The following is a 26,946-nucleotide window of genomic DNA, read 5'->3' on the forward strand; positions in this document are numbered from 1 at the left end:
CGACTCCGAACGGCCAGGCGACTATGCTGTTTTTTAAATCAATCAACCTTAAAAAACAACTTAACAAATCAATGCTTCGGCGCAACACTCGGTTCATTGGCTGGCCCACAAACAATAAAAGAGGTGCGTATGGCAGGTTTCGATAAACGCGTGGCGTCCTATGAAGAAGCCCTGGCAGGCCTGGAAGACGGCATGACCGTGTTGTCCGGTGGTTTTGGCCTGTGTGGCATTCCGGAAAACCTGATTGCCGAGATCAAGCGCAAAGGCACCCGCAACCTGACCGTGGTTTCCAATAACTGCGGCGTGGATGGTTTTGGCCTGGGGGTGCTGTTGGAAGAAAAGCAGATCAGCAAGGTGATCGCCTCGTACGTCGGTGAAAACGCGCTGTTCGAGAAGCAGCTGCTAAGCGGCGAAATCGAAGTGATATTGACCCCCCAAGGCACCCTGGCGGAAAAAATGCGCGCCGGCGGCGCCGGCATTCCGGCCTTCTTCACCGCAACCGGTGTCGGCACTCCGGTTGCAGAAGGCAAGGAAACCCGCGAATTCAATGGTCGCCCCTACCTGATGGAAGAGTCCATCACCGGCGACTTCGCCATCGTCAAAGGCTGGAAAGCCGACCACTTCGGCAACGTCATTTATCGCCACACCGCTCAGAACTTCAACCCGCTGGCCGCTACTGCGGGCAAGATCACCGTGGTCGAAGTCGAGGAAATCGTCGAACCGGGCGAGCTGGACCCGGCGCAGATCCACACCCCTGGCATCTACGTCGACCGGATCATCTGCGGCACCTTCGAGAAGCGCATCGAACAGCGCACCGTCCGCAAATAATCCGCCTCCAGCCCAGACAATAAGAGGAAAAAAACATGGCTCTTACCCGCGAACAAATGGCTCAACGCGTCGCCCGCGAAATGCAGGACGGTTTCTACGTCAACCTCGGCATCGGCATTCCGACCCTGGTGGCCAACTACATTCCCGAAGGCATGGAAGTGATGCTGCAGTCGGAAAACGGTCTGCTGGGCATGGGCCCGTTTCCGACCGAAGACACCATCGATGCCGACATGATCAATGCCGGCAAGCAGACCGTGACCGCGCGTATCGGCGCCTCGATCTTCTCCTCCGCCGAGTCTTTCGCGATGATTCGCGGCGGCCATGTCGACCTGACCGTGCTCGGTGCGTTTGAAGTGGACGTGCAAGGCAACATCGCCTCGTGGATGATCCCCGGCAAGCTGGTCAAAGGCATGGGCGGCGCCATGGACCTGGTGGCCGGAGCGGAAAACATCATCGTGATCATGACCCACGCGTCCAAGGACGGTGAGTCCAAGCTGCTCAGCCAATGCAGCCTGCCGCTGACCGGCGCGAACTGCATCAAGCGTGTACTGACGGACCTGGCCTACCTGGAAATCGAAAATGGCGCTTTTGTCCTCAAGGAACGCGCACCTGGCGTCAGCGTCGAGGAGATTGTGAGCAAGACCGCCGGTAAACTGATTGTCCCGGACCACGTTCCAGAAATGCACTTCCAGTGAGGACAGATTCCATGCAAGACGTCGTGATTGTTGCTGCCACCCGCACCGCCGTGGGCAGCTTCCAGGGTTCACTGGCCAGCATTCCGGCACCGGAACTGGGCGCTGCCGTGATCCGCCGCCTGCTGGAGCAGACCGGCCTGGACCCGGCCCAGGTGGATGAAGTGATCCTCGGCCAGGTACTGACCGCAGGCTCCGGCCAGAACCCGGCGCGCCAGGCCTCGATCCTGGCCGGCTTGCCCCACGCGGTGCCCAGCCTGACGTTGAACAAGGTCTGCGGTTCGGGCCTCAAGGCCCTGCACCTGGGCGCCCAAGCCATCCGTTGCGGTGACGCCGAGGTGATCATTGCCGGTGGCATGGAGAACATGAGCCTGGCGCCGTACGTCTTGCCTGGCGCACGCACCGGTTTGCGCATGGGCCACGCCAAGATGATCGATAGCATGATCACCGATGGCCTGTGGGATGCGTTCAACGACTACCACATGGGTATCACCGCCGAAAACCTGGTGGACAAGTACGGCATCAGCCGTGAGGCCCAGGATAGCTTCGCCGCCGCCTCGCAACAAAAGGCCGTCGCCGCCATTGAGGCCGGGCGCTTTGTCGATGAGATCACCCCAGTCCTGATCCCCCAGCGCAAAGGCGACCCCGTCGCCTTCGCCGTGGATGAACAACCCCGCGCCGGCACCACCGCCGAATCCCTGGCCAAGCTCAAACCTGCGTTCAAGAAAGACGGCAGCGTCACCGCCGGCAACGCTTCCAGCCTCAATGACGGCGCCGCTGCCGTGCTGCTGATGAGCGCCGATAAAGCCCGCGCCCTCGGCCTGCCCGTATTGGCGCGCATTGCCAGCTACGCCAATGCCGGCGTCGACCCGGCCATCATGGGCATCGGCCCGGTCTCGGCGACACGCCGCTGCCTGGACAAAGCCGGTTGGAAACTGGGTGACCTGGACCTGATCGAAGCCAACGAGGCTTTCGCCGCGCAGTCTTTGGCGGTGGGTAAAGAGTTGGAGTGGGACGCTGACAAGGTCAACGTCAACGGCGGTGCCATTGCCATCGGCCATCCGATCGGTGCGTCCGGCTGCCGCGTGCTGGTCACCCTGCTGCATGAAATGATCAAGCGTGATGCCAAGAAAGGCTTGGCGACGCTGTGCATCGGTGGCGGCCAAGGCGTAGCCCTCGCCCTCGAACGCAACTGATTCAACGCGCACTACGGAAAAGGCCCGGTTCCACGCAAACCGGGCCTTTTCTTTTTTGCGGCCGCGTCAGAAAAACACCATCAACCTGTGGGAGGGTCGCATCACTATCAACCACACCATCCCCTCTGACGCTTTGCGTTAATCCGCCAGACCCGGTTTAATCGCCGTCCAATTCCCCTGTACACCCCAAGGAACTGCAATGCGCCATCTGGACGGCAAATCTCGCCCGTTTTTCATGCTGTTACTGGCCGGGCTGGTCTTGACCGGCTGTTCGCCCAAGGACCACCCCCGCGCCACGGTAATCAACGGCGAACAGGGTCGGGCCGGTGCGCAGTTGGCCTACGAACACGAGCTGACCCTGGCCCTGCCCGGCGCTCTGCTCGCACCACGCATGCAAGCCACCCGCGAAGCCTGTGAAACCGCGCGCTTTGGTGCCTGCAACATCCTGGGCATCACCGAAGATGGCGACGGCGGCGAGATCATCTTGCGCATAGCGCCTACCGGCGTGGAACCGATGGTCGCGATGGCGGCCGAAGGCGGCAAACTCGGCCAGCGCATCACCACCGCCGAGGACCTGGCCGACGCCGTCAATGACGTAAAGCGTCGCCAACAGCGTCTGCAAGCCCAGCAGCAGCGCCTGGATGATCTGGCCAAACGCAAGGACATCACCGTCAGCGACCTGATTGCACTGAGCAAGGAACAGGCGTCCATTGAGAACGAACTTCAGGAACTGGCCCAGCTCGCGGCCGGCCAACAGCGTCGCCTCGATACCAACCGCGTCACCCTCAACTTCCGCTCCAGCGACGGTGCGAACCAGCAATCGCGCTTCAGCCGAATGTTCAGCAACCTGGGCGACAACCTGGTGAACGGCACGGCGGACGCCATGGAGCGCGCCAGCTATGTATTGCCGTTTGTGATCCTGGCGTTCCCGGTGGTATGGCTGTGGGTGGGGTTGTGGCGTCGGTTTGTCAAACGACGCACTTGATCAACGCTTCATACAGCGCTGATATCGCTCGTCCACTCGCTGGGCGAACCACGCCGTGGTCAGGTTGCGCGTGATCTTCGGGCTTTTCAGTACGATGCCCGGCAGGATCGAGCGCGGCATCGGCTTGCCGGCAGCCTTGTCGGCCAGGGCGAACACGCGTTTGTAGAGCGTGGTGTCTTCAAAATCCAGCTGCTCGCCCTGCTCGAGCTGGCTGCGGATACTCGGGTTACGCATATCCAGTTTCGAACCCAGCGAACGCACCGCCAGCTCGGTGGAGCCCGGCAGTAATGAGCCGTAACGAATCAAGTCGCCATCCAACACCAGCTCGGTGCCGGTGACGCGGCTGACGGCAGCCTGGAATGCGGCGTTGCGGCTGGCATACCAACCGGCATTGAAGTCGGCAAAACGGTACAGCGGCTGGTCGTAGTTCACCGGGTAACCCAGCAAATGGGTAATGCCGAAATACATGCCGCCGCGTCGGGTGAAGACTTCCCGGCGAATCGTGCCATCCACCGCGTAGGGATAACCCCGCGCATGTTGCTGCGCAAAGTCGATGCTCACCTGCATCGGGCCGGCGGTGTGTACCGGGTTGAAGCCGCCGAACAGCGTATTTCCCAGCGGCACCATGCTGATGAAGTCGTCGAAGATCCCGCTCAGGTCCTTCTCCGTGCGTGCGGCGCTCAGGCGTTCGGCGTAGGACTTGCCGGTGGGCGAGCGCAACTGCAGCGTGGTGCGTATCACGAACGCCGGCACATGGACCTTGCCGGCCCGCCGCAGGATCTCATCCTGAGCGATCTTGCCCATGTTCGGCACCGCAGGGTCGACCTGGTAAGTGGACTCCTGCTCGGTGACCGCCAGCACCGCGCAGATGTTTTCGGTGCTGGGGTAGATCTTCTGGGTGTCGAAGGCGGTGTAGATATCCTGAGCCCAACCGCCGCGGTCCGGCACCGACGCCGGCAGCAGCCGCACAATCTGGGCCTTCACATCGGCCTCGCTGCGCTGCGGCTGTTGCGGGTTGCGCGTGGTGGAACAACCGGCCAGTACCAACGAGGTAGTGAGGCACAGGATCAGACGGCTTGAATACATGGGGCTTCCTTGAACGACGACGGGCCGGGCACTGCGGATATCGACAGGTAAGTCTAACTGGGGTTCGCCGACTTGTTGTACTCGCCAGTCACGACCGAACGTGACAGGATCGTTCATCGACCATTTGTACAAGGAGTTTGAATGCCATGCTCAGCGTGAACTTCCTCGTCACCTGCCTGATCGTCGTGCTGATCCCCGGTACCGGTGTGATCTTTACCGTCTCCACCGGCCTGACCTCGGGCAAACGTGCCAGTATCCTCGCCGCACTGGGATGTACCTGCGGGATCATTCCTCACTTGTTGGCGTCTATCCTTGGCTTATCCGCGCTGTTGCACACCAGTGCCTTGGCCTTCGAGGCGCTGAAGTTTGCCGGAGCGGCCTATCTGCTGTACCTGGCGTATGTCACGTGGCGCGACCGCTCGGCCTTCGCCATGAATGACACGCCAATTGTTTCAACGGCCAGTAGCTTGATGCTGCGCGGATTCTTGCTGAATATTCTCAATCCGAAACTGACGATTTTCTTCCTGGCCTTCCTGCCCCAGTTCGTGACGCCAGGCAGCACGGCACCGGCCTTGCAGATGATCGTGCTGAGCGGCGTATTCATGGCGATGACATTGGCGGTTTTTATCCTGTATGGCCTGTTGGCGAACCTATTTCGCCGCGCGGTGATCGAGTCCCCACAAGTGCAGAACTGGCTGCGTCGCAGTTTTGCAGCGGCCTTTGCGGGCTTGGGGTTGAACTTGGCGTTTGCGCAGCGTTAAAGGGCCACACGATCATGGAGGACAAAAACTACTGAAACGCCCTACTTCTGTTGACGAATAGGTCCGGCTTCTTTTCCTTACAAACCTCTCCAAAGTCCTTCGCCTGATCATTCAGTGCGAGGGACCGCCGATGTACTTCTCCGTAACCACCTTGCCCGATAGGGCTGCCTTTTGATCCCGGTGATTGCCAGGTTTGTCCTGGCCCCCATGGACGCCAAAACGCCGGACGTTGAACACGTCTTGCGTGATTTCAGAACCTGCCTGAATACCTTCGACGACTGGGCTGAAAGCTTTTGGAGCGGTTCGGCACTGGATCTTGAGCAGGTCTTCAAGGTCGGCGACGACGTCGCACTGACCGCTCCGGGTTCGTCCAAGGCGCCCAGCGCCACCGTTGCCATGTGCAAAGCCCAGGGTTCACTGACCCTGGTGCATATGTTCGAAAGCACGCAGTTCGTGCCCATCGGCAATACACCCGTGGCGCTGCAAGCCATTGCAGCAGATGGCAGCCCGGTGGGGCCGCCCATCCATGACACCATCGGCCCCAGCGGCATCCTTGAAGTCCAGGGCTGCACGCGTGATCAGCGTTATCAAGTCACATTCTATCCCGACGTATCCAAGGATCACGTCAAGGCGCTGTATGCGTCTTATCAATCGGTGATCGCGGGGCTCGAGACCCGCCTGCGCGAGGAATGGACGCAGACCTTCAACGCCCGGTGGAGCGACTTTTCAAAGGCCGCGCCTTTGGAACGCAGTGTGATGCAAAGTGTGGCGCTCTCAAGCGGAATCGCCCAAGCCCTCTACAACCTTTGGGACAACATCACGCAACTCTGTGACCTGCTGGCGGACATCAAGCCCAACAGCCAGAAACTGCTGCAGTACCTCTCCCAAACTGAACTTGATCAACTACTGAAACTGAGCAGCGAGGCCGTTGCACAGGGCTTGCTCGTGCTCAGCGACGAGCCACTGCTGTTCATTTACCTATCAGCCATGGTCGCCTGGATACGCATGCTGCCGCCGCCAGACATGTATGAGCTGCTGGGTGAAATCACGGGTGAAGTACTGATCAACCTGTTTCTGATCTGGGCCACCCGGGGCATGGGCGTGCAACTTCGGCTGGGAGCCCAGGTATTTGGGCATATCAAATCCGGGCGGGTGCGTGGCTGGCTGGAAACGCTGGCGAATCAGTTGGTGGGGCCACCTCTGGAGCCCCATGCCGAAGCGCTGAAACCGCTGTTGCTGAGCAGTGTGCCGACGCCGATCAAGACGGTGCCGGTTGGGCCGTTGAAAGCTGGCGATCATTTAGTTTCCAACCCCGTGACGGCAGTGCGAGACAAGGCGACGCAACGTACGGTACTGGTCAGGCAGGAGCCTGTCGACGATGTGCCGGCCTCGGGGAAAAACCTCAATGGGGAGGCTTCGGCATCGGCGGACAAGACCGCCTCCCATGGCTGCCCGGTGTCGATGGTCACTGGCGAGGAATTGCTGACGCTGACCGATGGCACGCTGGATGGCGTGTTGCCGTTTGAGTGGACGCGGCTGTATCGCACCAGTGCCGTGGAGGTGGATTGTGGGTTGGGGTTTGGCTGGAGTCATGCGCTGGCGCATCGGCTTTCGGTGTCAGGTGATTCGGTGGTGTGGACCGATCATGAAAACCGCTCTACTGAATTTCCACTGCCCACTGCGTCGCGACCCGCAATCACCAACAGTCTGGCCGAAGCGGCGATCTACCTGGGCGCTCTGCCCGATGAATTAGTGCTGGCCCAGGCGACGCGCTTCTACCACTTTTGCGACGGTGTGCTCACCGCCATCAGCGATGCGTACGACAACCGGCTGCGCATTGTGCGGGATCGTTCGGGGCGCATTGAACGCTTGGATAACGGCGTCGGCCGCTCGCTGTTCTTGCGCTATGAGCTTGGGCGCATTGTGGCGGTGGACTATCAGGTTCAACGCGCCAAAGGTCATGAAGCCTTCACCTGGATGACCGAACACAACGTTGTGTCCTACGCCTATGACGACGCAGGCCGACTGGTGTGTGCGACCAATGCCGTGGGTGAACGCGAGGTTTATCGCTACGACGATCAGCACGTCATCCTTGAACGGCAGTTGGCCGGTGGCGCGAGTTTCTACTGGGAATGGGAACGGTCCGGCAAGGCGGCGCGCTGTGTCCGGCACTGGGCCAGCTTTTCGCAGATGGACGCGCGTTATACCTGGGGTGACGACGGCCAGGTCACGGTGTTTAACGCCGACGGCAGCCAGGAAATCTACGTGCATGACCAGCGCGCACGGCTGGTACAGCGTATCGATCCGGACGGCGCCGAGCATTTCAAGTCCTACGACGACAAGGGCCGGCTGACGGTCGAGCAAGACCCGCTGGGCGCGGTGACGGCCTATCAGTACGACGATGCCGGACGCTTGGTGGCGGTGTTTCCGGGGGACGACGAACCAACCTCCTACGAGCATGACAACGGCTTCGTACGCGTGGTGCGACGGGGTCAGGCGGTCTGGAAATATGAGCGCAATGACCAGGGCGACGTGACGCGTCGGACGGATCCCGCCGGGCACATCACCGACTACAGCTACAACCCATCCGGGCAACTGACGGGCGTCTGGTATCCCGATCACAGCTGTCATCGGCTGGTCTGGAATGAGCGCGGCCAGTTGCTGGAGGAGCAACTGCCCAATGGCGCTCTCAAGCGTTATCGCTATGACGACGTTGGGCGGCAGGTGGCGCGTGAGGATGAGCACGGTGCGCTGACCCAGTACCAGTGGGACAGCGTGGGCCGCCTGGTTCGCGTGGTCTTGCCGGGCGGTGCGTGTCGGGAATACAGCTACAACCCCTACGGAAAAATCACCGCCGAACGCGACGAACTCGGCCACGTCACCCGTTACGAATACGCCGACGGCCTGCACCTGATCAGCCGCCGCCTCAATGCCGACGGCACCCAGGTCAAGTACCGCTACGACAACGTACGGTTGTTGCTCACCGCGATTGAAAACGAAGCCGGCGAAACCTATCAGCTTGATTACCACCCCAACGGCCTGATCCAGCAAGAAATCGGCTTTGACGGCCAGCGCACGGCGTATGCCTACGACCTCAACGGCAATCTGCTGGAAAAGACCGAACACGGTGACGATGGTAGTCAGCTGGTTACGCGGTATGAGCGCGACCACGCCGGGCGCCTCGTACGAAAAACCCTTGCCGATGGCGAAGTCGTTGAATACGCCTACGATCGCCAGGGCAACCTGCTCAGTGTCGACGACGGTCATTGGGCGCTGGCCTACGAATACGACGTCCAGAATCGCCTCACCGCCGAACACCAGGGCTGGGGCACCCTGCGCTACGGCTATGACGCCTGTGGTCAGTTAAAGCACCTGCGCCTGCCAGACAACAACCGTCTGGTGTTCAACCATGACAAAGGCGGTCACCTTTCCACGGTTGAACTCAACGGTGCGCTGCTCACCTCACACCTGTTTAAAAACGGTCGCGAACACCAACGCCAACAAGGCCAGTTGCTCAGCCACTACCACTACGACGACCAGCACCGCCTGCACGCCCACGCCATCACCCAGCAGGAACACATTCTTTACCAACGCCAATACGACTACGACAAAACCGGCAACCTCACCCGCCTGCTCGACACGCGCAAGGGCCAGCACGACTACCACTACGACCCCCTCGCCCGCCTGACCCGCGCCAACCACTCGCAAGACGTACAGGAACGCTTCGGCCACGACCCGGCGGGCAACCTGCTGATGCAGAACCGCCCTGGTCCGGACATCGTTGCGGGCAATCGCCTGATGATCCAGGGCGATCATCACTATGACTACGACGCCTTCGGCAACCTCATCCGCGAACGACGCGGCAAAGGCCAGCAACTCGTCACCGAATACCGCTACGACTGCCAACACCGTTTGATTGGCCTCACCACACCCAACGGGCAAACCGCCCACTATCGCTACGACCCATTTGGGCGGCGCATCAGCAAAACCGTGGATGACACAACCACGGAGTTTTTCTGGCAAGGCGACAAGCTGATTGCCGAGCATCATGCGGAGCGCCATCGCAGTTACCTCTACGAACCCGACAGCTTCCGCCCATTGGTTTTACTGGAAGGTTTTGGGCCAAAAGAAACAAAACCCTACTACTACCAACTCGACCACCTCGGCACCCCGCAGGAACTGACCGATAGCGAAGGCGAAATCGTCTGGTCCGCGCACTACCGCGCCTACGGCGAAATCGCCCGCCTTGATGTCGGCAAAATCGACAATCCGTTGCGGTTTCAAGGCCAGTATTTCGACGCGGAAAGCGGGCTGCACTACAACCGTCATCGCTACTACAATCCGGATATTGGTCGCTACCTGACGCCGGATCCGGTGAAGCTGGCGGGTGGGATCAATGCGTACCAGTACGTGCCGAATCCTACGGGGTGGGTGGATCCGCTGGGGTTGAGCACATGTCCTGGTGGGGATGGGTGCAAACCGAGAGGGGCTGTTGAAGACGCTGCAAGTAGCGCTAAGGTACATATAGGTGAACCTGGAGCACCATCTGCAAGCAAGCGGCCGACAGAATTCGCCAGCAAGCAAAAACTCAACGAGCATTACGAGAAACATGGACCTGAATTCGGTGTCGAGAACAGCCATGAATATCTACTCACTGCGCAACATGTTATAAACCAAGGCATACCGGTTCAATATTCGTACAAGGGTAAGCCAACGATCGGCTATGTTTTACTTATGGGAACAAATAGAAGAGGACAGGCTAAATTTGCATTTGCCGGAACGAATACAAATGGGGACATAACCACCCTGCATAGTAAAAGCGGAAAAGACTTCTGGAAAATGATAAATGGAGATGCCAATGACAAAACAATCAGACCCTACAACCAATAACTATAAAAAAGCCAAAGTATTGGCACTTAACGACCATGTGGAAGAAGATGTAACACTACTTATTGAGGGCACAGTTATAAATTGCTTTATCAGTTACAGCCCATATCAAATAATGATTGGAAATACTTATGACGTAGAGTTAACAATAAATCTCGCCGATGACTACCATATTGAAAGGGCCCAACCGAGGAATACCCTTGCCGAGTGGGCGGGGTGCGGATACTCATACTTTCTATATGGAGAGCTATGCAATGATTCACTCCATACCTTCACGACCCTAAATGACGAAGATTTGCACTATGACCACCCTGAGTGTAACGACCACTTTATCAAACTGAAAGTTGAGAGAATTGACGTTACCTTTCACTAGCATAGGCATATAAATCATAGATCTTCTAAGAGAAGAAATGATTTATTTAGGCTCACCTAAATTAGAACATCGCAGGTGTTCGGAGTTAAGCAAAACAAACAAACCAAACCTGTGTAGAGCAACTCCCCGCCACAGGCTTGCTGCTAAGCCAAGACTTTGAAAGCGTTTGTAAAACTTGGTGCGCAATCGCGTCTCTGTTAATAAATAATTGGCCAACCATAGCAATGTGATACTCCACGAGCTACTCCATACAATAAGACTCAACAGCACCTTACATTAAAACATTTCACAAAAAACTTGGAGCGCACGGAAATTATATTTTGATAGAAACAACCCAACTCGACCTTTCACCGCATTCCCCAAGTGAGCAGACAATGCTGAAATGTCCATTCATGAATACCCCTTACACCCCTAACATCTCTCATATATTAGGGGCATTGTCGATATATGACATCGAGAAAACAGTTGGAAGAGAACTACGAAAATACAACCCTAACAATGAGAAGGATAGGAAAAAAATTATAATTTCTTATATCTTGAAAGACCTCATGTACCTGTCATACAGACATCGTTTCTTATTGATGTCTGCTCTCAGGGATGCACTAGACAACACCGAATTCGACTTTTCGAAAGAGTTCGAAAATGACTACGACGAATACATAACGATGGCCTGGGACGAGACGGAAATAGCTGACCCTCGAGGCTTCTTCGCAGACATATATCGACTAGCCAACGAAGTCTGGAAAGACGACCTCCAAAAAGCCAGCCTCGAAGACCCATCAACTTGGTAAACAAAACAAACCAAACCTGTGCGGAGCATCCTCCCCCGTCACAGGCTCGCGCAGTCCCCTTAGATCCCCGCCAACGCCAGGTCCATCGCAAAATACGTAAAAATCAAATCCGCCCCGGCACGCTTGATCGACCCCAGCGTCTCCCGTACCACTCGCGCCTCATCGATCGCTCCGGCTTGTGCGCCGAACTTGATCATCGCGTACTCGCCACTTACCTGGTACGCCGCCACCGGCAGGCGCGAGGCTTCGCGGATGTCGCGGATGATGTCGAGGTAAGCGCCGGCTGGCTTGACCATCAGGGCGTCCGCGCCTTCCTGTTCGTCCAGCAGGGATTCGCGTACCGCTTCGCGGCGGTTCATCGGGTTCATCTGGTAGCTTTTGCGATCGCCTTTGAGCGCGCTGCCGCCCGCTTCGCGGAACGGGCCGTAAAGGGCCGAGGCAAATTTGGTGGAGTAGGCCATGATCGGGATGTGGGTGAAGCCTGCGTCATCCAGGGCGCGGCGGATGGCCTGGACCTGGCCGTCCATCGCCGCCGACGGTGCGATGACGTCGGCACCGGCACGGGCGGCGGCCACGGCTTGCTTGCCGAGGTTGGCCAGGGTAGCGTCGTTATCGACGTGGGCACCGTGCATCACGCCGCAGTGGCCGTGGTCGGTGTATTCACAGAAGCAGGTGTCGGACATCACGATCATTTCCGGCACGGCGTCCTTGATGATCGAGGACATGCGCGAAACCAGGCCACGCTCCTTCCAGGTATCGCTGCCATCGGCATCCAAGTGATGAGACACGCCGAAGGTCATCACCGACTTGATCCCGGCACGCGCAAAGCGCTCGATTTCACCGGCCAGTTTCTTCTCGGGGATCCGCATGACACCCGGCATGCTGGTGATCGGCACGAACTCGTCGATTTCTTCTTCGACGAAAATGGGCAATACCAAGTCGTTAAGGGTGAATTCGGTTTCCTGGAACAATCCGCGTAACTGCTCAGAGCGGCGCAGGCGGCGTGGACGGGCTTGTGGGAACTGGCTGGTCATGGTTTTCCTGGCTGAAGGCTAAAAACAGTAGAAGCGAAATCTTTGGGGCCAAAGCTTATGCCCCGAGGCCCCGGCAGCACAAACGCCAAGGGGCCAACAGTGTATTGCGTGGCGCGTAACAATTTATTGATCTAGAGCTGTACGCGTCCTTCGATACAGCCTGTCACCGCGCCACCGATCCAGATTTCAGCGCCTTGGCGCTCAACGTAAATGCGCCCCGCTCGCCCGATAGCCGTGCCTTGGCTGACCACGTAGCGCTCGGGCGCCAGGCCCTCACCCAGTAACCACTGAGCCACGCCGGCATTCAAACTGCCGGTGGCGGGATCTTCCGGAGCGCCGTCACCGGCGATGAAAGCGCGCACTTCAAATTGCGTGTCTACCGGATCACGTTCAGGGTCACAGGGAGCAATCACACCCACGGCCAGACCCTGCAGTTGCGCATAGTCCGGTTGCAAGGCCAGTACCTGGTCACGCTCAGCCAGCATCACTGCCATCCATCCCGCCCCATTGTCGACCCACTGACTGCGCACAATCGCCTCCGGGGCCAAACCGAGCCCCAGGCGCACGCGCTCCAACAGAGCGGCTTCAACCAAACCGGAACGCAACAATGGCGGTGCGATAAACGCCAACTCATTGCCTCGACGTCGGATCCGCACCAGGCCGATTTCGCACTCCTGGATGATCTCTTCGCCCTTCGGAAGGCCCCCCGCTTGCAACCATGCATGGCAGCTCCCCAGCGTGGGATGCCCGGCAAACGGCAGCTCAGTGAGGGTGGTGAAAATCCGCACCCGGTAATCGGCCCGCGCATCACGCGGCTCCAGCAAAAAGGTGGTTTCGCTGAGGTTGGTCCAGTTGGCAAAGTCAGCCATCTGCCGATCGGTAAGGCTGTCGGCGCCCAGCACTACCGCCAGTGGGTTACCTTTGAGCGGCACGCCGCTGAATACATCCAATTGCTTGAAATCGAAAGTCCGCATATTCAACTCTTCAGGGCTCAGCCAGGAATGCTCAGGCCACGGATCACCGCCGGACGCGCCACAAACCCGTCCAGCACACGCAACACGTTGGGGAAATCGGCGATCCCCACCAGATCACCCGCCTCGTAGAACCCAATCAGGTTACGAATCCACGGGAAGGTGGCGATGTCGGCAATGCTGTAGTCATCGCCCATGATCCAGGTGCGGCCCAGCAGGCGTTTTTCCAGTACCTCCAGCAACCGCCGAGACTCCGCGACGTAACGGTCACGCGGGCGCTTGTCTTCATAAGCCTGGCCGGCAAACTTGTTGAAAAAGCCCACCTGGCCGAACATCGGGCCGATACCGGCCATCTGGAACATCAGCCATTGGATCGTTTCATAGCGCGTGGCCGGGTCCTCAGACAGCAGTTGGCTGGTCTTTTCCGCAAGGTAGATCAGGATCGCGCCGGACTCGAACAACGCCAACGGCTGACCGCTCGGACCATTAGGGTCGATGATCGCAGGAATCTTGTTGTTGGGGTTCAGGGACAGGAACTCGGGGGACAGTTGGTCCTGCGTCTCGAAGCTGACCTTGTGCGCTTCATACGGCAAAGCCAGCTCTTCCAGCATGATCGACACTTTGACGCCGTTGGGCGTCGGCAACGAATACAGTTGCAGGCGCTCCGGATGCTGGGCGGGCCATTTGCTGTTGATCGGGAAAGCGGCAAGTGCATTCATCGGAAAATTCCCAGGCTGAAAACCCCCATCATAGTCATCCGGGCCTCGCCCTGCATGGGTCATCATTACGCAACATAGCCAAGCTAGGCTGCCGCGCAGGCGAACCAACGCGCCAAAATGCACTCTTACGTGCGCCAAAACGTTGAAAGCAGACTCGAACTGACAATGACCATTTCACCTTTGCGCCTTGTGCAACGATTCAAACGCTACACCTACCTACTGCCATCATTGCTGTTACTCGGCGGAGCAATCGGCTTGGTCCTCGAATCCCCGCTCATCAATGCCGGGCCGGTGGATGGCGTGCAAACGCTGGTGTTCCTGCGCCACGGTGAAAAGCCTGCCGGCGGCCTGGGCCAGCTCAACTGCCAGGGCCTCAACCGTGCGATGAACCTGGCCAGCGTGTTGCCGGAAAAGTTCGGCAAGGCCAACTATGTGTTTGCCTCCAACCCGACGCGCAATGTCGAGGAAGGTGAGCATGACAATTCCTACAGCTACATTCGTCCATTGATGACCATCGGCCCCAGCGCCATCAAGCTCGGCCTGCCGGTGAATATCAAGTTCTCCGCCAACGACACCAGCGCCCTCGCCGACGAACTGGTGGAAGACAAGTACCACAACTCGATCATCTACACCGCCTGGTCCCATGGCTACCTGCCGGAACTGATCAACAAGGTCGCCAGCGAAGCGGTGGGCTCGAAGTACACCATCGCCCACGACTGGTCCGGCAACGACTACGACACGTTGTATGTGCTGACGCTGACCTGGCACAACGGCAAAGCGTCGTTGCTGAGCCGCAACTACCAACAGGGCTTGAACAATGGCCAGCAGACCTGCCCGGATGCCACCCAGGTGAGCGCTGACATCTGAGGGCGTATGATGCACCGCTATTGACTCAGCTTCGGATCATCAGCATGCCCAACCTCACGTCTACCCAGCCCGCCCGGGGCTGGTCTTTCTGGTGGAAACCCGCCTTGTTTCTCCTGGTTGCCTGCGTCGGCCTGTACTACGTGAAGTGGTCGCCCTACTACTTCAAGGCATTCGTGGCAGCGGATAACCACAGCATTGGTGCGTCAATCCTCAACGATCAACAAACCGCGCCGCTGATGGCCGCGCTGGCGTATGCGCAGGTGTATTTCCTGGCCATCTGGAAAGCGGCGGTGCTGGCGGTGATTCTCGGCTCGCTTCTGCAAGTGTTGATTCCCCGCGACTGGCTGCTGCGCCTGTTTGGCAAGGCCGGGCTGGGATCGACTGTGCGCGGCGGGCTGTTCGCACTGCCGGGGATGATGTGCAGTTGCTGCGCGGCGCCGGTGGCGGCAGGCATGCGCCGTCAGCAAGTATCGGTGGGAGCGGCGTTGGCGTTCTGGATTGCCAACCCGGTGCTGAACCCGGCCACCCTGGTATTCATGGGCTTTGTGTTGGGCTGGGGTTTTACGGCCTTACGCCTGGTGGCGGGGATTGTGCTGGTGGTGGGCGTGTCGCTGGTGGCCCAACGCATTGCGCGACCGGAGCAGGTGCCCGATGCCGCATTGGAGGCGGTTTCAGAGGTCAGCGTCGTCGAATCGCAGCCGTTCCTGAGCCGTTGGCTGCGCACCCTGTGGCAATTGTTCTGGAGCACCATCCCGGTCTATATCCTGGCCGTACTGATCCTGGGCGCAGCGCGAGTGTGGTTGTTCCCCCATGTGGATGGCGCCATGGCCAACAGCCTGCTCTGGCTGGTGCCATTGGCGATTGTCGGCACCTTGTTCGTGATTCCGACCGCCGCCGAGATCCCTATCGTACAAACCATGATGACCCTCGGCATGGGCACCGGCCCGGCAGTGGCCTTGCTGATGACCTTGCCGAGCGTGAGCCTGCCGTCACTGCTGATGCTGCGCAAAGACTTCGATGCACGGGTGCTGGTGACGGTGGCCGGGTTGACCATGTTGGTGGGTGTGGTGTGTGGGTTGATCGGGGCCGTCATTCTCTAGTGACTCTCAGAGGCTGGTGGCACTGCGACAACCGGGGTATCTGTGCCAGGTTGAAACCTGTGGCGAGGGAGCTTGCTCCCGTGGCGACCTATTGGCCATCCCTGGCCCAGGACGGCTAACCCGGCGTCCTGCCGGGTTACCCACGGATTCAAGCCTGCGTTCGGCCAGCGTGGTTTGACGGGGCGCCTAAGATCAAGATCAAAAACAAGATCAAAAGCACGGCAAGCAGCGAATCTCAGCCGTCATGCGGGCAAGACCGGATAGATTTGATCAGATGCGGATTGTCTGTATCGGCTCAGAAAGATCGACCCAGCCTTTCACGCAGATACTCCACCACTGCGCCCTGCTCTCCCGAAAACTCGATCCGGGCGCCTTTGCTTTGCTTTTGAAAGGCGTACATCGGGTCGTAGTACTCGCGCAGCAACCCTTCGATCCACTCCCGGTGCAGGTCGACTGCACCACTGCGCGCCTGTTCCGCCAAGGCGTCCTGCAGGATCGCCTGTAGCCGTTGGAAGCGTTCACCGCCCAGGCGCTTGTGAATGTTGGCCAGGCTCTGGGTCAGGCGCTCGGCAAAGCGGGCCTGGCCGGTTTCGCCATGCACCCCGATGAATTCTGCGCAGAGTTCGACCACGTAATCACGCAGGATTCGCTCAACACGCCCCTCCACGCTGTCTTCGAGCCAGACCATCGGAAACGTCTGCATGCCTTTATGCAACGGCAGGGGAAGCGCGCAACTGCCGATCATGCGGCTCTCGTCCTCGACCACAAACTGTTCGATACCGACCGCGCGTTTTTTCAGCAGGTCCACCGCCAGGCGATTTTCGAAATCGATGTTGGATGGCTGCGCCGTAGCGCGCTTGCCGAAGCTGGAACCGCGGTGGTTGGCGTGCCCCTCCAGGTCCAGGGCATTGCGCAACTGACCGAGCACTTCGGTTTTGCCGGTGCCCGTCATGCCGCCCAGCAATACAAAATCACATGCGTTCGTTGCCTGTTCCAGGGTGTCCAGCAGGAAGGTGCGCATGGCCTTGTAGCCACCGCCGACGCGTGGATATTCAATACCCGCCTCGGTCTTCAACCACTGCTGCACAATCTGCGAACGCAGCCCACCACGAAAGCAGTACAAGTACCCGTCGGGGTTGGCCTTGGCGAACTGTGCCCACTGCTCGATGCGCTCTGCCTTGATCGCCCCGGACACCAGTTCATGCCCCAGCACAATGGCAGCCTGCTGGCCTTGCTGCTTGTAACAGGTGCCGACCCGTTGACGTTCGTCATCGGTCATCAGCGGCAGGTTGATCACCCCGGGGAACGCGCCCTTAGTGAACTCGATCGGCGCACGGGTATCCATCATTGGCCGGTCATTGAGGAAGATGTCGCGGTAGTCGGTGAAATCAGTCGCCATCAAAACACCTCTACCGCGTGGGTCTGTCGCTCACCCAACGCGCCAATCGGCTCAAGGCTCAAGCCCATTTCGGCGGCCACTGCATGAAATTCGGCGTCACCCTCCGGCGTCACGGCAATCAACAGGCCACCACTGGTCTGCGGGTCACACAACACACGCTTGTGCAATTCTTGAAGACGCCCCAGCTTGCTTGCATAACTGTCGAAGTTGCGCAACGTGCCACCGGGCATGCAGCCTTGATCCAGGTAATGCTCGACGCCCGGCAGCAGCGGCACTTTGGCGTATTCGATGCGCGCCGTCAGGCCACTGCCGTCGGCCATTTCCACCAAGTGGCCGAGCAGGCCGAATCCGGTGACGTCCGTCATGGCCGTCACGCCGGCCAACTTGCCGAAACGGCTGCCCGGCTTGTTCAGGGTGCACATCCAGTCGCGGGCCACACCCACATCGACCTCGCGTAATTTGCTCTTCTTTTCCGCAGTCGTCAGAACGCCGATGCCCAGCGGCTTGGTCAGATACAACTTGCACCCGGCCGTGGCGGTGTCGTTGCGCTTCATATGGCGCTTTTGCACGATCCCGGTCACGGCCAGGCCAAAGATCGGTTCCGGCGCGTCGATGGAGTGGCCACCGGCCAGCGGGATGCCCGCCGCGTCACATACCGAACGGCCACCGCGGATGACCTCCCGGGCAATCTCCGGTGCCAATACGTTCACCGGCCAGCCGAGAATGGCAATGGCCATCAGCGGGTCGCCGCCCATGGCGTAGATGTCGCTGATGGCATTGGTCGCGGCAATGCGGCCGAAGTCGAAGGGGTCATCGACAATCGGCATGAAGAAATCAGTGGTGGAGACCACGCCCCGCTCGTCGTCGATGGCGTAGACCGCCGCGTCATCGCGCGAAGCATTCCCCACCCACAGGTTGGGGTCGAGATTCTGCGCGCCACTGCCGGCCAGGATCACTTCCAGTACCTGGGGCGAAATCTTGCAGCCGCAACCCGCGCCGTGGCTGTATTGGGTGAGGCGAATAGGCTCGTTCATGGAGGACCTCAAGCTATCAAGTGGGTGGAGTCTACCAGACAGCAAAAGGCCAACTGGGCTCACGGAGCGCAGTTGGCCTTTGCCTATCGAGCCTTACTGCTTGGCAGCCAGCAGGCGTTTGTGGCGATTGCGTCGCGCCATGTTCAGCAACTCGATCACCGCCGAGAACGCCATGGCCGCGTATACATAGCCTTTTGGCACATGGGCGCCGAAGCCTTCGGCGATCAAGGTCATACCGATCATGATGAGGAAGCCCAGGGCCAGCATCACCACCGTCGGGTTGTCGTTGATGAACTTGGCCAACGGCTCGGCCGCCACCAGCATCACAATCACCGACACCACCACGGCAATGATCATAATCGGCAGGTGCTCGGTCATACCCACCGCAGTGATGATGCTGTCGATGGAAAAGACCAAGTCGAGCATCAGGATCTGGCCAATGGCCGCCGCAAAGCCGATGGACACGCCGTTACCGGCGCTGACCTTCTCTTCCGGCTCCGGGTCCATGCTGTGGTGGATTTCAGTGGTCGCCTTCCACACCAGGAACAAGCCACCGGCGATCAGGATCATGTCTTTCCACGAAAATGCCTGGCCGAAGATTTCGATCACCGGCGCCGTCAACTGCACGATGAACGCGATGGTGCTCAACAGGCCCAGGCGCAGGATCAACGCCATGCTGATGCCGATACGACGTGCTTTCGCCCGGTGTTTCTCCGGCAATTTGTTGGTGAGGATCGAGATAAAGATCAGGTTATCGATGCCCAGCACGATTTCCATCACGATCAAGGTAGCCAACGCCACCCAGGCGGTAGGGCTTGCAGCCAGTTGTAAAAGGTAATCCATAGGTCAGTCCTGACGTGGTGAGGCTCGGGAATTAGGTTTCTTTGCGATCGGACTCGGAAGCCTTTTCAGCGTCCTTGTCTTTCTTCTCAGGGCTGATCAAACCCTGGGTTGCCTCACTCAGGGCCTGCTCGGCGGCCTTGTGAGTTTCATCGATGGCTTGCTTGGCCGACTCGGTAGCCTTGCCCATCACTTGCTGCGCACTCTTTTCCACTTGATCACAGCCAACCATTACCAATGAAAGCGCAAGCAACGAGGCCGCGCCCAGATAATTGAGTTTCATGATGTATTCCTCTCTTAGAACCAGAGGGACCAAATAGTGGCCCTGCGATAGCGAGGCATTCTATGCAGGCGAACAGTTCAGTAAAATTCGTATTTTTATGACATATACTTCGAATTTAACGAACTGTAGACCCCTATGCTCAATTACCGGCAATTGCATTACTTCTGGGTGGTGGCCAAGACCGGCAGCATTGTGCGCGCCTGTGAGCAGTTGAACCTCACACCCCAGACCATCAGCGGGCAAATCAGCCTGCTCGAGCAAACGTTCGGTGTAGCGCTGTTTCAGCGCGTCGGGCGCCAGTTGGAGTTGACCGAAGCCGGGCGCCGGGCACTGCCGTACGCCGAACAGATGTTCCAGACCGGCAATGAACTGGAGGCGATGCTGCGCGCCCAACCGAATGAGCAGCAGATCCTGTTTCGGGTCGGCGTGGCGGATGTGGTGCCCAAATCGATCGTCTATCGGCTGATCGCGCCGACCATGGAGTTGAGCGAGCCGATTCGGATCACCTGCCGCGAGGATAAACTCGAACGCTTATTGGCTGACCTTGCGATCCAGCGCCTCGACCTGGTGATTTCTGACAGCCCGATGCCTACGCACCTGGATATCAAAGGCTACAGCCAGAAGTTGGGCGAATGCGGCATCAGTTTTTTCGCCACCCAGGCATTAGCTGACGAATACGGTGGCGACTTCCCACAGTGCTTGCAGGGCGCACCGCTGTTGATTCCGGGAGCGGAAACCGTGGTGCGCAGCCGGTTGCAGCGCTGGTTTGCCGAGCAGCAGATCCAACCGAAGATCATCGGCGAGTTCGACGACAGCGCCTTGATGCAGGCGTTTGGCCAATCCGGCAGCGGGGTCTTCATCGCGCCAAGCGTGATCGCCGACGAGGTGGTGCGCCAGTACGGCGTGGCGCTGATCGGCCAGACCGTCGCGGTGACCGAGTCGTTTTACGCGATCTCGGTAGAACGCAAGGTCAAGCACCCCGGCATCGTGGCCATTACCGAAGGTGCTCGAAGGGAACTGTTTACCGCCCTGCCCTGAGGCGTCAGGCGCTGGCCGCGTGCGTTTGTCGGACGCTCATCAGCCACAACGCCAGCAGGATCGACACCAGAATGAACCCGGACGCCGCAAAGCCCAGGCTGCCCAGGCCCAGGGTGTCGATCACATGCCCGCCGACCATCGCCCCCAGGCCGATCCCCAGGTTGGCCCCGGCGATATTCAACGACGCGGCAAACGCGGGAGCATGGGGCGCGGCCTTCATCAAGCGCACATGGCTGACCAGGAACATCGCCGCCTGGGTCACGCCCCACACCGCCATCGCCGCCGCCAGGCCGATCGTGGAGTGAATCGCCGGCACCAGCGCCACCATGCCCGCGATCATGAAACCGCAGAACACCATGGACGCAATCAACGGGTGCCGATCCACCGCACGTCCACCCAGGGAATTGCCGATCAAGCCGACCGCACCAAAGCCCATCAGGCACCAACCCACCAGCGTGCCGTCAAACCCGGCCAGGCGCTCAAGGATGTCCGCCAGATAGGTGTAGGCGGTGAACATGCCGCTGAACACCAGGATCGACAACAGGATATGGCCCTGCATCAGCGGGTTGCGCAGGATCTTGAACTGCGAGCGCAGCGTCACTTGATCGTTCTTCGGCGCGGTCACCGGCAAATAGAGAAACAGCAGCAGCGCCTTGGCCAACGCCACCACCGCCAGGATGGCAAACGCGGTGCGCCAGCCGAACATGTCCGAAATCAACGTCCCCACGGGAATACCAAATACCGTGGCGCAGACGATACCGAAGCCGATTTTCTCGATCGCGCGTCCGGCGTATTCCGGGCCGACGATATCGACCGCGGTCTCACTGGCCAAGGCCCAGAACACCGGCAAACCCAGGGCCGGGATCAAGCGTGCCAGCGCCATCATCCAGATATTCGGCGCAAGGGCCGCCACGGTGTTGGCCACGCCGAACATGACCAGGATAGTGATAAACAGGCGCTTGCGTGGGAAGCGGGCGAAGTACGCCGTCAGAAACGGGCCAAAGGCTGCCACGGTAAAAGCGAACAGCGTCACCAGCAGCCCCGCCTGGGACACACTGACGTTCAGGTCGCGGGCAATGGACGGCAACAAACCGACGATGACGAATTCTGTGGTCAGCACGGTAAAACCGGCAGCCGACAGCAGCAGGATGGGAAACAGCATGAAAACTCCAGAAACAACGACATCAACGACAGCCCGAAGGCCTCGCTGACGGAGAGGAAAGATGAGAGGCAAGAATCTTAACAGAGTGTGTCCTGGTTTGGCGAAAGCCCTGAAGTGTGGGCGACGCGATGTCGCAGCGTCCGGGGTACCGATGACGACATGCTAGACTTCGCGCCCTCGCGTCCTACAGCCTTTTCTGCGTGCGCCGCTGTACCTTCAAAAAATTAGAGACAAGTGTTTATGACTGCTGCCCCTTCCCTTCTGCAACGACTAGCCCGCGTCAGCCTGGTCACGCAAATCCTCCTCGGCCTGATAGCCGGCATCCTCCTGGCACTCGTTGCGCCTGAGGCGGCCAAGGCCACCGGTTTTATCGGCAAGGTATTTGTCGCCGCGCTCAAAGGCGTAGCGCCGATCCTGGTGTTTGTATTGGTGATGGCGTCGATAGCCAATCATAAACAGGGCCAGCAAACCCATATCAAGCCGATCCTGTTCCTGTACCTGCTCGGCACCTTTGCCGCCGCCGTGGTGGCGGTGATCGGCAGCACGCTGTTCCCCTCGACGCTCGTACTGGCCACTCACGACGCCACGGTCAGCGCTCCGGGCGGAATCGGCGAAGTGTTGCAAAGCCTGCTGCTCAGCGTGGTGGATAACCCGATCAATGCCCTGGCGAACGCCAACTTTATCGGCATCCTGGCCTGGGCCATCGGCCTGGGGGTCGCCATTCGCCATGCCGGTGAGACGACCCGCACGGTGATCGACGACCTGTCCAACGGCGTGACATTGATGGTGCGCGTGGTGATTCGCTTCGCACCTCTGGGCATCTTCGGTCTCGTGGCATCGACGCTGGCCACCTCCGGCTTCGGCGCCCTGCTCGGCTACGCCCATCTGCTGGGCGTGCTGATCGGCTGCATGCTGTTCGTGGCATTGGTGATGAACCCGGCCATCGTGTACTGGAAACTGCGCCGTAATCCTTACCCGCTGGTGTTGATGTGCCTGCGCGAAAGTGGCATCACCGCCTTCTTCACCCGCAGCTCGGCGGCGAACATTCCGGTGAACCTGGCGTTGAGCAAGCGCCTGGGCCTGCACGAAGACACCTACTCGGTGTCGATTCCGCTGGGCGCCACCATCAATATGGCCGGTGCCGCGATCACCATCACGGTGTTGACCCTGGCAGCCGTACACACCCTCGGGATTTCGGTCGACCTGCCTACCGCCGTGCTGCTCAGCGTAGTGGCAGCCGTTTGCGCCTGCGGAGCCTCGGGTGTGGCCGGTGGTTCGCTGTTGCTGATTCCCCTGGCGTGCAGCCTGTTCGGCATTCCCAGCGAGATCGCCATGCAGGTGGTTGCCGTCGGCTTCATCATCGGTGTCCTTCAGGACTCGGCGGAAACCGCGCTGAACTCGTCCACCGATGTGCTGTTTACCGCTGCCGCTTGCTTGGGCAAGGAAGAGCAATCGGCCTGACCCCCTCCAGGCCGGCTCACTCAGGAACCGGCCTGGCGTTTTCATGCGGCTATCGACGTATCGACGGAAGGTTCAAGGCGATCAGGACGAAACGCTGTCAGCGGTTGCCCGTACATCCGCTGGTTTTTCACATCGTATCGGTACCAATTCCCAGTGGTTTCATCCAGCAGCGCCTGGACCTTCGTGGTTTCGGCCCCGGCATGAGTGCCTTCCACCACTCCTTTGGGTTTATGTTGGAACACCCGGTCCACACTGCGGTTGGCCGAAACGGCCTTCCAGGAAAGCAACCCTCGACCGAGGGCTGACGTATGAAGTGGTAATCCTTTGCTCACCAGCGCTTTCCCTCCAGCAAACGGATTGGCCGCACTGACCAGTGCGCGAGTGAAAGTACCGGCCTTGCTCAACACGCTGCCGCCAGACTTCAAGACCTTCGTCGCGGCCCCGGCCCCACCTAACGCAAAACCAAAGATATCGACGGCCAGGAACGCCAGGCCTTCACCAACCCTGCCCTCTTTGAAGCTGTGCACGGCCGCCGCGACCGGTATCAGCGCACGCGTGACCGCCTGGATTTTCTCGAACTCGGTGACTTCCGTGTCAAAGGTGGTGGCGCCCCTGGCGGCTGCGAACAGCTCGTCACGCTGGGCTGACTTGAAGTAATAACGCGTAGCGGTTTCGGCAATGAACTGTGACCTTGGCGAGGTGAAGGTTTGAACAGGCGAATCGGACTGTGCTCGTGCTGTTCGTTGAGCGTCATAACCCGAGACCTCAGTCAGCTGGGTGTTGGTTTTCACCCAGGGTATTGATCCTTCTCCCGCGACGCGCTGCCATTGGCCCTGCAGCCCACCCTTGAGCCCCTCCGCCAAGTCCTTTCGATGACGCAATACACCGTTTGTGGGGTCAACTTCGTAAACGCGCTTTTTGCCGTTGTACGTGGACTCTACGAACAACGGGCCATCCTTGGGCTTGTCGAACTTTTCGAAATCCTTGTTGAACAGATAGGAGGGCAGTTCATACGGGCCTGGCGAATGGAGTGGTCGGGTGACTGTCTGCTCGGTGAAAAATTTCAATTCACCCCATTCCAAAGCATCCTTATCTGCCTGTGGCAGCAGTGAAATCTGGTGTTTGACTGTCACTTCTGAGGCCGCTTTGAGAGCGTCGTAATAAGCGCGGATTTGCTCTTCGAACGCCGCGTTGATTTCGTCGGGAAGAAAACGGATATAGCGTGCTACATCGCTGGGGATGGCCGGGTCGGTAGAGTCCCAACTGACAGGTGTATTCGTGAGCGCGATATCGAGTAGTGAATACGGCCCCTTGTAATCCCGCCACTTCTCGGACGGTTCCAGGACCTTTTTTTCGAGATCCACATCCGCGTATTTTTCGGGCAGCCGCTCTTTCATCAACTTGAGCGCAACCGATCGACGGGTCGGTACGGGTGCACGGAAGGCCTCTGAAGCCTGGGCCAAGGTTTCCAGGCGTTCGTTGGCCATCACGCCGGCGCGCTCGACTTCGGCTGGCAAATAATTGTTATCGTCCCGCTTGGCAATCGCACCATCTGCCACGGCCCAATGAATCACCCCTTCCCAGCCGGCCAACGCCTCTACCGTTTTTTCATCGGCGCTGATCGGACTGAGATCCTCCTTGATCAATTGCTCATAGGTTTTAGTCGCTGCCAGCCCCGGCGCACGCATATCAGCCTTGGCGACGATGGCCTTCAAACTGACCCAGGCGGGCGAGCCATAAGTCACGTTGTCGGGAACCCCCTTGACCAGCAGTTCAGGGGCGTGGTGGGACAGCAGCACGTACGCAGCGATCGCAGCGTTGCGCCCATAGGAACGACTCAGATGGCGGGTCAACCCTTCCACCACAAAAGAGAGCGGCATCCCCCAGTTTTCCCGCCGCGATAAATCGTACCCTCCCACCCGGTTCTTCTTATCCGGGTACAACAGCGCATCCCAGTCAAGACCTATCTGCAAAGCCGAAAGCGTCCACTCTTCAGCCGTACCTGCGCCTTTGAACTTGTCACGCAACGCAATTCCCAGCGCCTGCGCGGAGGGGCTCTGCAACAGCTTTAGCAGCGTTTCACGCGGCTTTTCCAGCTCGGCGGCTGTCCAATCGACCGTTTGTGTCAAGAAACCAAAGGCGTTCTGGCTCAGCTTCAGCTTATGGAACTCGGGCAACTCCAATGCATTGAACGCCACAGCGTCGTAGATAGCCTGACGCTGCTCCTGATCCAATGCCGTGGGCCATGACAGTCCGCCCCCCAGGTCCCCATGGGGCGGTGAATGTTCCACTGGACGACTCAACTCTTTGATCATATTCAACAGTTCACTTTCATTGACTGGCTGGTCCCAACCCTTGCCAGCCATAAACTGCAACAGATTGACGGTCTGCCCCGCCTTCGCCTCATGATTCAGATGGAAATTGGAATCCGGGTCCAACTTGATCTGCTGGCTACCCAAGTACTGAGTAAAAGCCTCTTCACGGTTAAACCGCGCAGGGTGGCCGGTAGGCGATGTACGCCATCGTTCCTGCTGCTGCAAATGTGAAGTTACCCGTACATAAGCATTGAACAACGCGTCGCGAAAATTCGCCAGGTCATTTCTGTTGGCCGTCTGCCGAGTAGACGAAGTACCGGGGGCGGCCGCGCCCTGCGCAGGCTTGGTCGTCGGCGGAGCACTGATGGGGGTCACAGCGCCAAGTTCAAAGGAAGCACTCACCCCGGCCGGGGAGTTGTGGGTGGTCACGATCATTAGGGAGCCTCAAGGTCTCGTTACGCCTGATTGACGTCCTTGAGTAGCCTATTGGCTAAGCTCGGTTGCATGGGGATATGTAACAAGCTGGAGCATGAAAAAGCCCGGTGTGGCGCGTCAATGAACCACCCGGGCTTGAGGCTGCGTCACGCGTTTAGAAAGCGCCCATGTAGTCACGCTTGCCCACTTCAACACCGTTGTGGCGCAGCAAGGCGTAAGCGGTAGTGACGTGGAAGAAGAACTGCGGCAGGCCGTAGGTCAACAGGTAGGACTGGCCGCTGAAGCGCTTCTCTTTCGGCGTGCCTGGACGGGTGATGATCTCGATGCCTTCCTTGCCGTCGATCTGCTCGGACTTGAGGGTGTCGAGGAAGGCCAGCACCTTGGCGATCAGTGCTTGCAGGTCGGCGAAGGTGGTTTCTTGATCGTCATATTTGGGCACTTCGATCTCGGCCAGGCGGGCGGATACGCCTTTGGCGAAGTCGACGGCGATCTGTACCTGGCGCACCAGCTGGAACATGTCAGGGAACAGACGCGCTTGCAGCAAGGCATTGGGTTCGATGTTCTTGGCGGTTGCGTGGGCTTCGGCTTTGTTCAGCACATCGCTCAGGGCGTTGAGCATTTGCTTGAAGACAGGGACGGAAGCGGCGTACAGGGAAATAGTCATGACAGTCTCACGGTGATGGCAGGGT

The 26,946-nt window shown here is 59.0% G+C and carries 22 protein-coding genes; 11 read left to right on the plus strand and 11 right to left on the minus strand.

The window, feature by feature from the left end:
• The first annotated feature begins 129 nt into the window (after positions 1-129).
• The 4 genes from ACQRBV_RS25520 (at position 130) to ACQRBV_RS25535 (ending at position 3,701) form a co-directional block, all read left to right on the plus strand.
• A complete protein-coding gene (locus tag ACQRBV_RS25520; RefSeq protein WP_090372081.1) occupies positions 130-828 on the plus strand; it encodes a CoA transferase subunit A in 699 nt (232 codons plus the stop codon).
• 35 nt (positions 829-863) lie between these two features.
• The gene (locus tag ACQRBV_RS25525; RefSeq protein ID WP_065872325.1) at positions 864-1,523 is read left to right on the plus strand and encodes a CoA transferase subunit B; all 660 of its coding nucleotides are present in this window, start codon (positions 864-866) and stop codon (positions 1,521-1,523) included.
• Positions 1,524-1,534: 11 nt separating this feature from the next.
• Entirely contained in the window at positions 1,535-2,716 is a 1,182-nt protein-coding gene (locus ACQRBV_RS25530) for an acetyl-CoA C-acetyltransferase (protein ID WP_090372083.1), read from the plus strand.
• A 199-nt stretch (positions 2,717-2,915) separates the two neighbouring features.
• On the plus strand, positions 2,916-3,701 hold the full coding sequence (locus tag ACQRBV_RS25535) for a DUF4349 domain-containing protein (protein WP_060756456.1): 786 nt from the start codon (positions 2,916-2,918) through the stop codon (positions 3,699-3,701).
• On the opposite strand, the gene ACQRBV_RS25540 is transcribed toward ACQRBV_RS25535, so the two are convergent.
• A complete protein-coding gene (locus ACQRBV_RS25540) occupies positions 3,702-4,787 on the minus strand; it encodes a DUF1615 domain-containing protein (protein WP_411984708.1) in 1,086 nt (361 codons plus the stop codon).
• Positions 4,788-4,933: 146 nt separating this feature from the next.
• Between ACQRBV_RS25540 and ACQRBV_RS25545 the strand changes: the two genes are divergently transcribed.
• The 3 genes from ACQRBV_RS25545 (at position 4,934) to ACQRBV_RS25555 (ending at position 11,599) form a co-directional block, all read left to right on the plus strand.
• The gene (locus ACQRBV_RS25545) at positions 4,934-5,548 is read left to right on the plus strand and encodes a LysE family translocator (protein ID WP_104993251.1); all 615 of its coding nucleotides are present in this window, start codon (positions 4,934-4,936) and stop codon (positions 5,546-5,548) included.
• 171 nt (positions 5,549-5,719) lie between these two features.
• Positions 5,720-10,438, plus strand: a complete 4,719-nt coding sequence (locus ACQRBV_RS25550; protein WP_411984709.1) for an RHS repeat-associated core domain-containing protein — start codon at positions 5,720-5,722, stop codon at positions 10,436-10,438.
• Positions 10,439-11,200: 762 nt separating this feature from the next.
• Positions 11,201-11,599: a hypothetical protein gene (locus ACQRBV_RS25555; protein WP_411984710.1), complete on the plus strand. Its 399-nt coding sequence runs from the start codon at positions 11,201-11,203 to the stop codon at positions 11,597-11,599.
• 59 nt (positions 11,600-11,658) lie between these two features.
• Here the strand turns inward: ACQRBV_RS25555 and hemB are convergent, their stop codons facing one another.
• The 3 genes from hemB to ACQRBV_RS25570 all read right to left on the minus strand — a co-directional run bounded on the left by hemB (position 11,659) and on the right by ACQRBV_RS25570 (position 14,323).
• Entirely contained in the window at positions 11,659-12,633 is a 975-nt protein-coding gene (gene hemB / locus ACQRBV_RS25560; RefSeq protein ID WP_060752444.1) for a porphobilinogen synthase, read from the minus strand.
• 131 nt (positions 12,634-12,764) lie between these two features.
• On the minus strand, positions 12,765-13,607 hold the full coding sequence (locus tag ACQRBV_RS25565) for a PhzF family phenazine biosynthesis protein (RefSeq protein WP_104993247.1): 843 nt from the start codon (positions 13,605-13,607) through the stop codon (positions 12,765-12,767).
• A 17-nt stretch (positions 13,608-13,624) separates the two neighbouring features.
• Positions 13,625-14,323, minus strand: a complete 699-nt coding sequence (locus tag ACQRBV_RS25570) for a glutathione S-transferase N-terminal domain-containing protein (RefSeq protein WP_060752442.1) — start codon at positions 14,321-14,323, stop codon at positions 13,625-13,627.
• 165 nt (positions 14,324-14,488) lie between these two features.
• Here ACQRBV_RS25570 and ACQRBV_RS25575 point away from each other — a divergent pair, with 165 nt between their 5' ends.
• Together ACQRBV_RS25575 and ACQRBV_RS25580 are read left to right on the plus strand one after the other, a co-directional pair.
• On the plus strand, positions 14,489-15,190 hold the full coding sequence (locus ACQRBV_RS25575) for a histidine phosphatase family protein (protein WP_104993246.1): 702 nt from the start codon (positions 14,489-14,491) through the stop codon (positions 15,188-15,190).
• Positions 15,191-15,234: 44 nt separating this feature from the next.
• Positions 15,235-16,290, plus strand: a complete 1,056-nt coding sequence (locus tag ACQRBV_RS25580) for a permease (RefSeq protein ID WP_090372095.1) — start codon at positions 15,235-15,237, stop codon at positions 16,288-16,290.
• A gap of 295 nt (positions 16,291-16,585) precedes the next feature.
• On the opposite strand, the gene mnmH is transcribed toward ACQRBV_RS25580, so the two are convergent.
• The 4 genes from mnmH to ACQRBV_RS25600 form a co-directional block, all read right to left on the minus strand.
• Positions 16,586-17,689, minus strand: coding sequence for a tRNA 2-selenouridine(34) synthase MnmH (gene mnmH, locus ACQRBV_RS25585; RefSeq protein WP_411984711.1), 1,104 nt, complete (start codon positions 17,687-17,689; stop codon positions 16,586-16,588).
• Positions 17,689-18,723, minus strand: coding sequence for a selenide, water dikinase SelD (selD, locus tag ACQRBV_RS25590; protein ID WP_060752438.1), 1,035 nt, complete (start codon positions 18,721-18,723; stop codon positions 17,689-17,691). Before selD ends, mnmH begins: the two co-directional genes overlap by 1 nt.
• A gap of 93 nt (positions 18,724-18,816) precedes the next feature.
• On the minus strand, positions 18,817-19,566 hold the full coding sequence (locus ACQRBV_RS25595; protein ID WP_090372100.1) for a TerC family protein: 750 nt from the start codon (positions 19,564-19,566) through the stop codon (positions 18,817-18,819).
• Between the two features lie 31 nt (positions 19,567-19,597).
• A complete protein-coding gene (locus ACQRBV_RS25600; RefSeq protein WP_060752436.1) occupies positions 19,598-19,846 on the minus strand; it encodes a hypothetical protein in 249 nt (82 codons plus the stop codon).
• Between the two features lie 135 nt (positions 19,847-19,981).
• On the opposite strand from ACQRBV_RS25600, the gene nhaR reads away from it, so the two are divergent.
• Positions 19,982-20,884, plus strand: coding sequence for a transcriptional activator NhaR (gene nhaR, locus ACQRBV_RS25605; RefSeq protein WP_060752435.1), 903 nt, complete (start codon positions 19,982-19,984; stop codon positions 20,882-20,884).
• Positions 20,885-20,888: 4 nt separating this feature from the next.
• On the opposite strand, the gene ACQRBV_RS25610 is transcribed toward nhaR, so the two are convergent.
• Complete coding sequence (locus ACQRBV_RS25610) at positions 20,889-22,046, minus strand: MFS transporter (protein ID WP_411984712.1); 1,158 nt, start codon at positions 22,044-22,046, stop codon at positions 20,889-20,891.
• A gap of 240 nt (positions 22,047-22,286) precedes the next feature.
• Between ACQRBV_RS25610 and sstT the strand changes: the two genes are divergently transcribed.
• Entirely contained in the window at positions 22,287-23,507 is a 1,221-nt protein-coding gene (gene sstT, locus ACQRBV_RS25615; protein WP_060752433.1) for a serine/threonine transporter SstT, read from the plus strand.
• A gap of 41 nt (positions 23,508-23,548) precedes the next feature.
• On the opposite strand, the gene ACQRBV_RS25620 is transcribed toward sstT, so the two are convergent.
• Both ACQRBV_RS25620 and ACQRBV_RS25625 read right to left on the minus strand, forming a co-directional pair.
• Positions 23,549-26,257, minus strand: coding sequence for a hypothetical protein (locus ACQRBV_RS25620; RefSeq protein ID WP_411984713.1), 2,709 nt, complete (start codon positions 26,255-26,257; stop codon positions 23,549-23,551).
• Between the two features lie 154 nt (positions 26,258-26,411).
• Positions 26,412-26,921 carry a DUF1993 domain-containing protein gene (locus ACQRBV_RS25625; RefSeq protein ID WP_411984714.1) on the minus strand — a complete coding sequence of 170 codons (510 nt, stop codon included), beginning with the start codon at positions 26,919-26,921 and terminating at the stop codon, positions 26,412-26,414.
• Positions 26,922-26,946 lie beyond the last annotated feature (25 nt).

The organism is Pseudomonas sp. R11F, assembly GCF_050312575.1.
GTDB classification, from domain to species: domain Bacteria; phylum Pseudomonadota; class Gammaproteobacteria; order Pseudomonadales; family Pseudomonadaceae; genus Aquipseudomonas; species Aquipseudomonas palleroniana.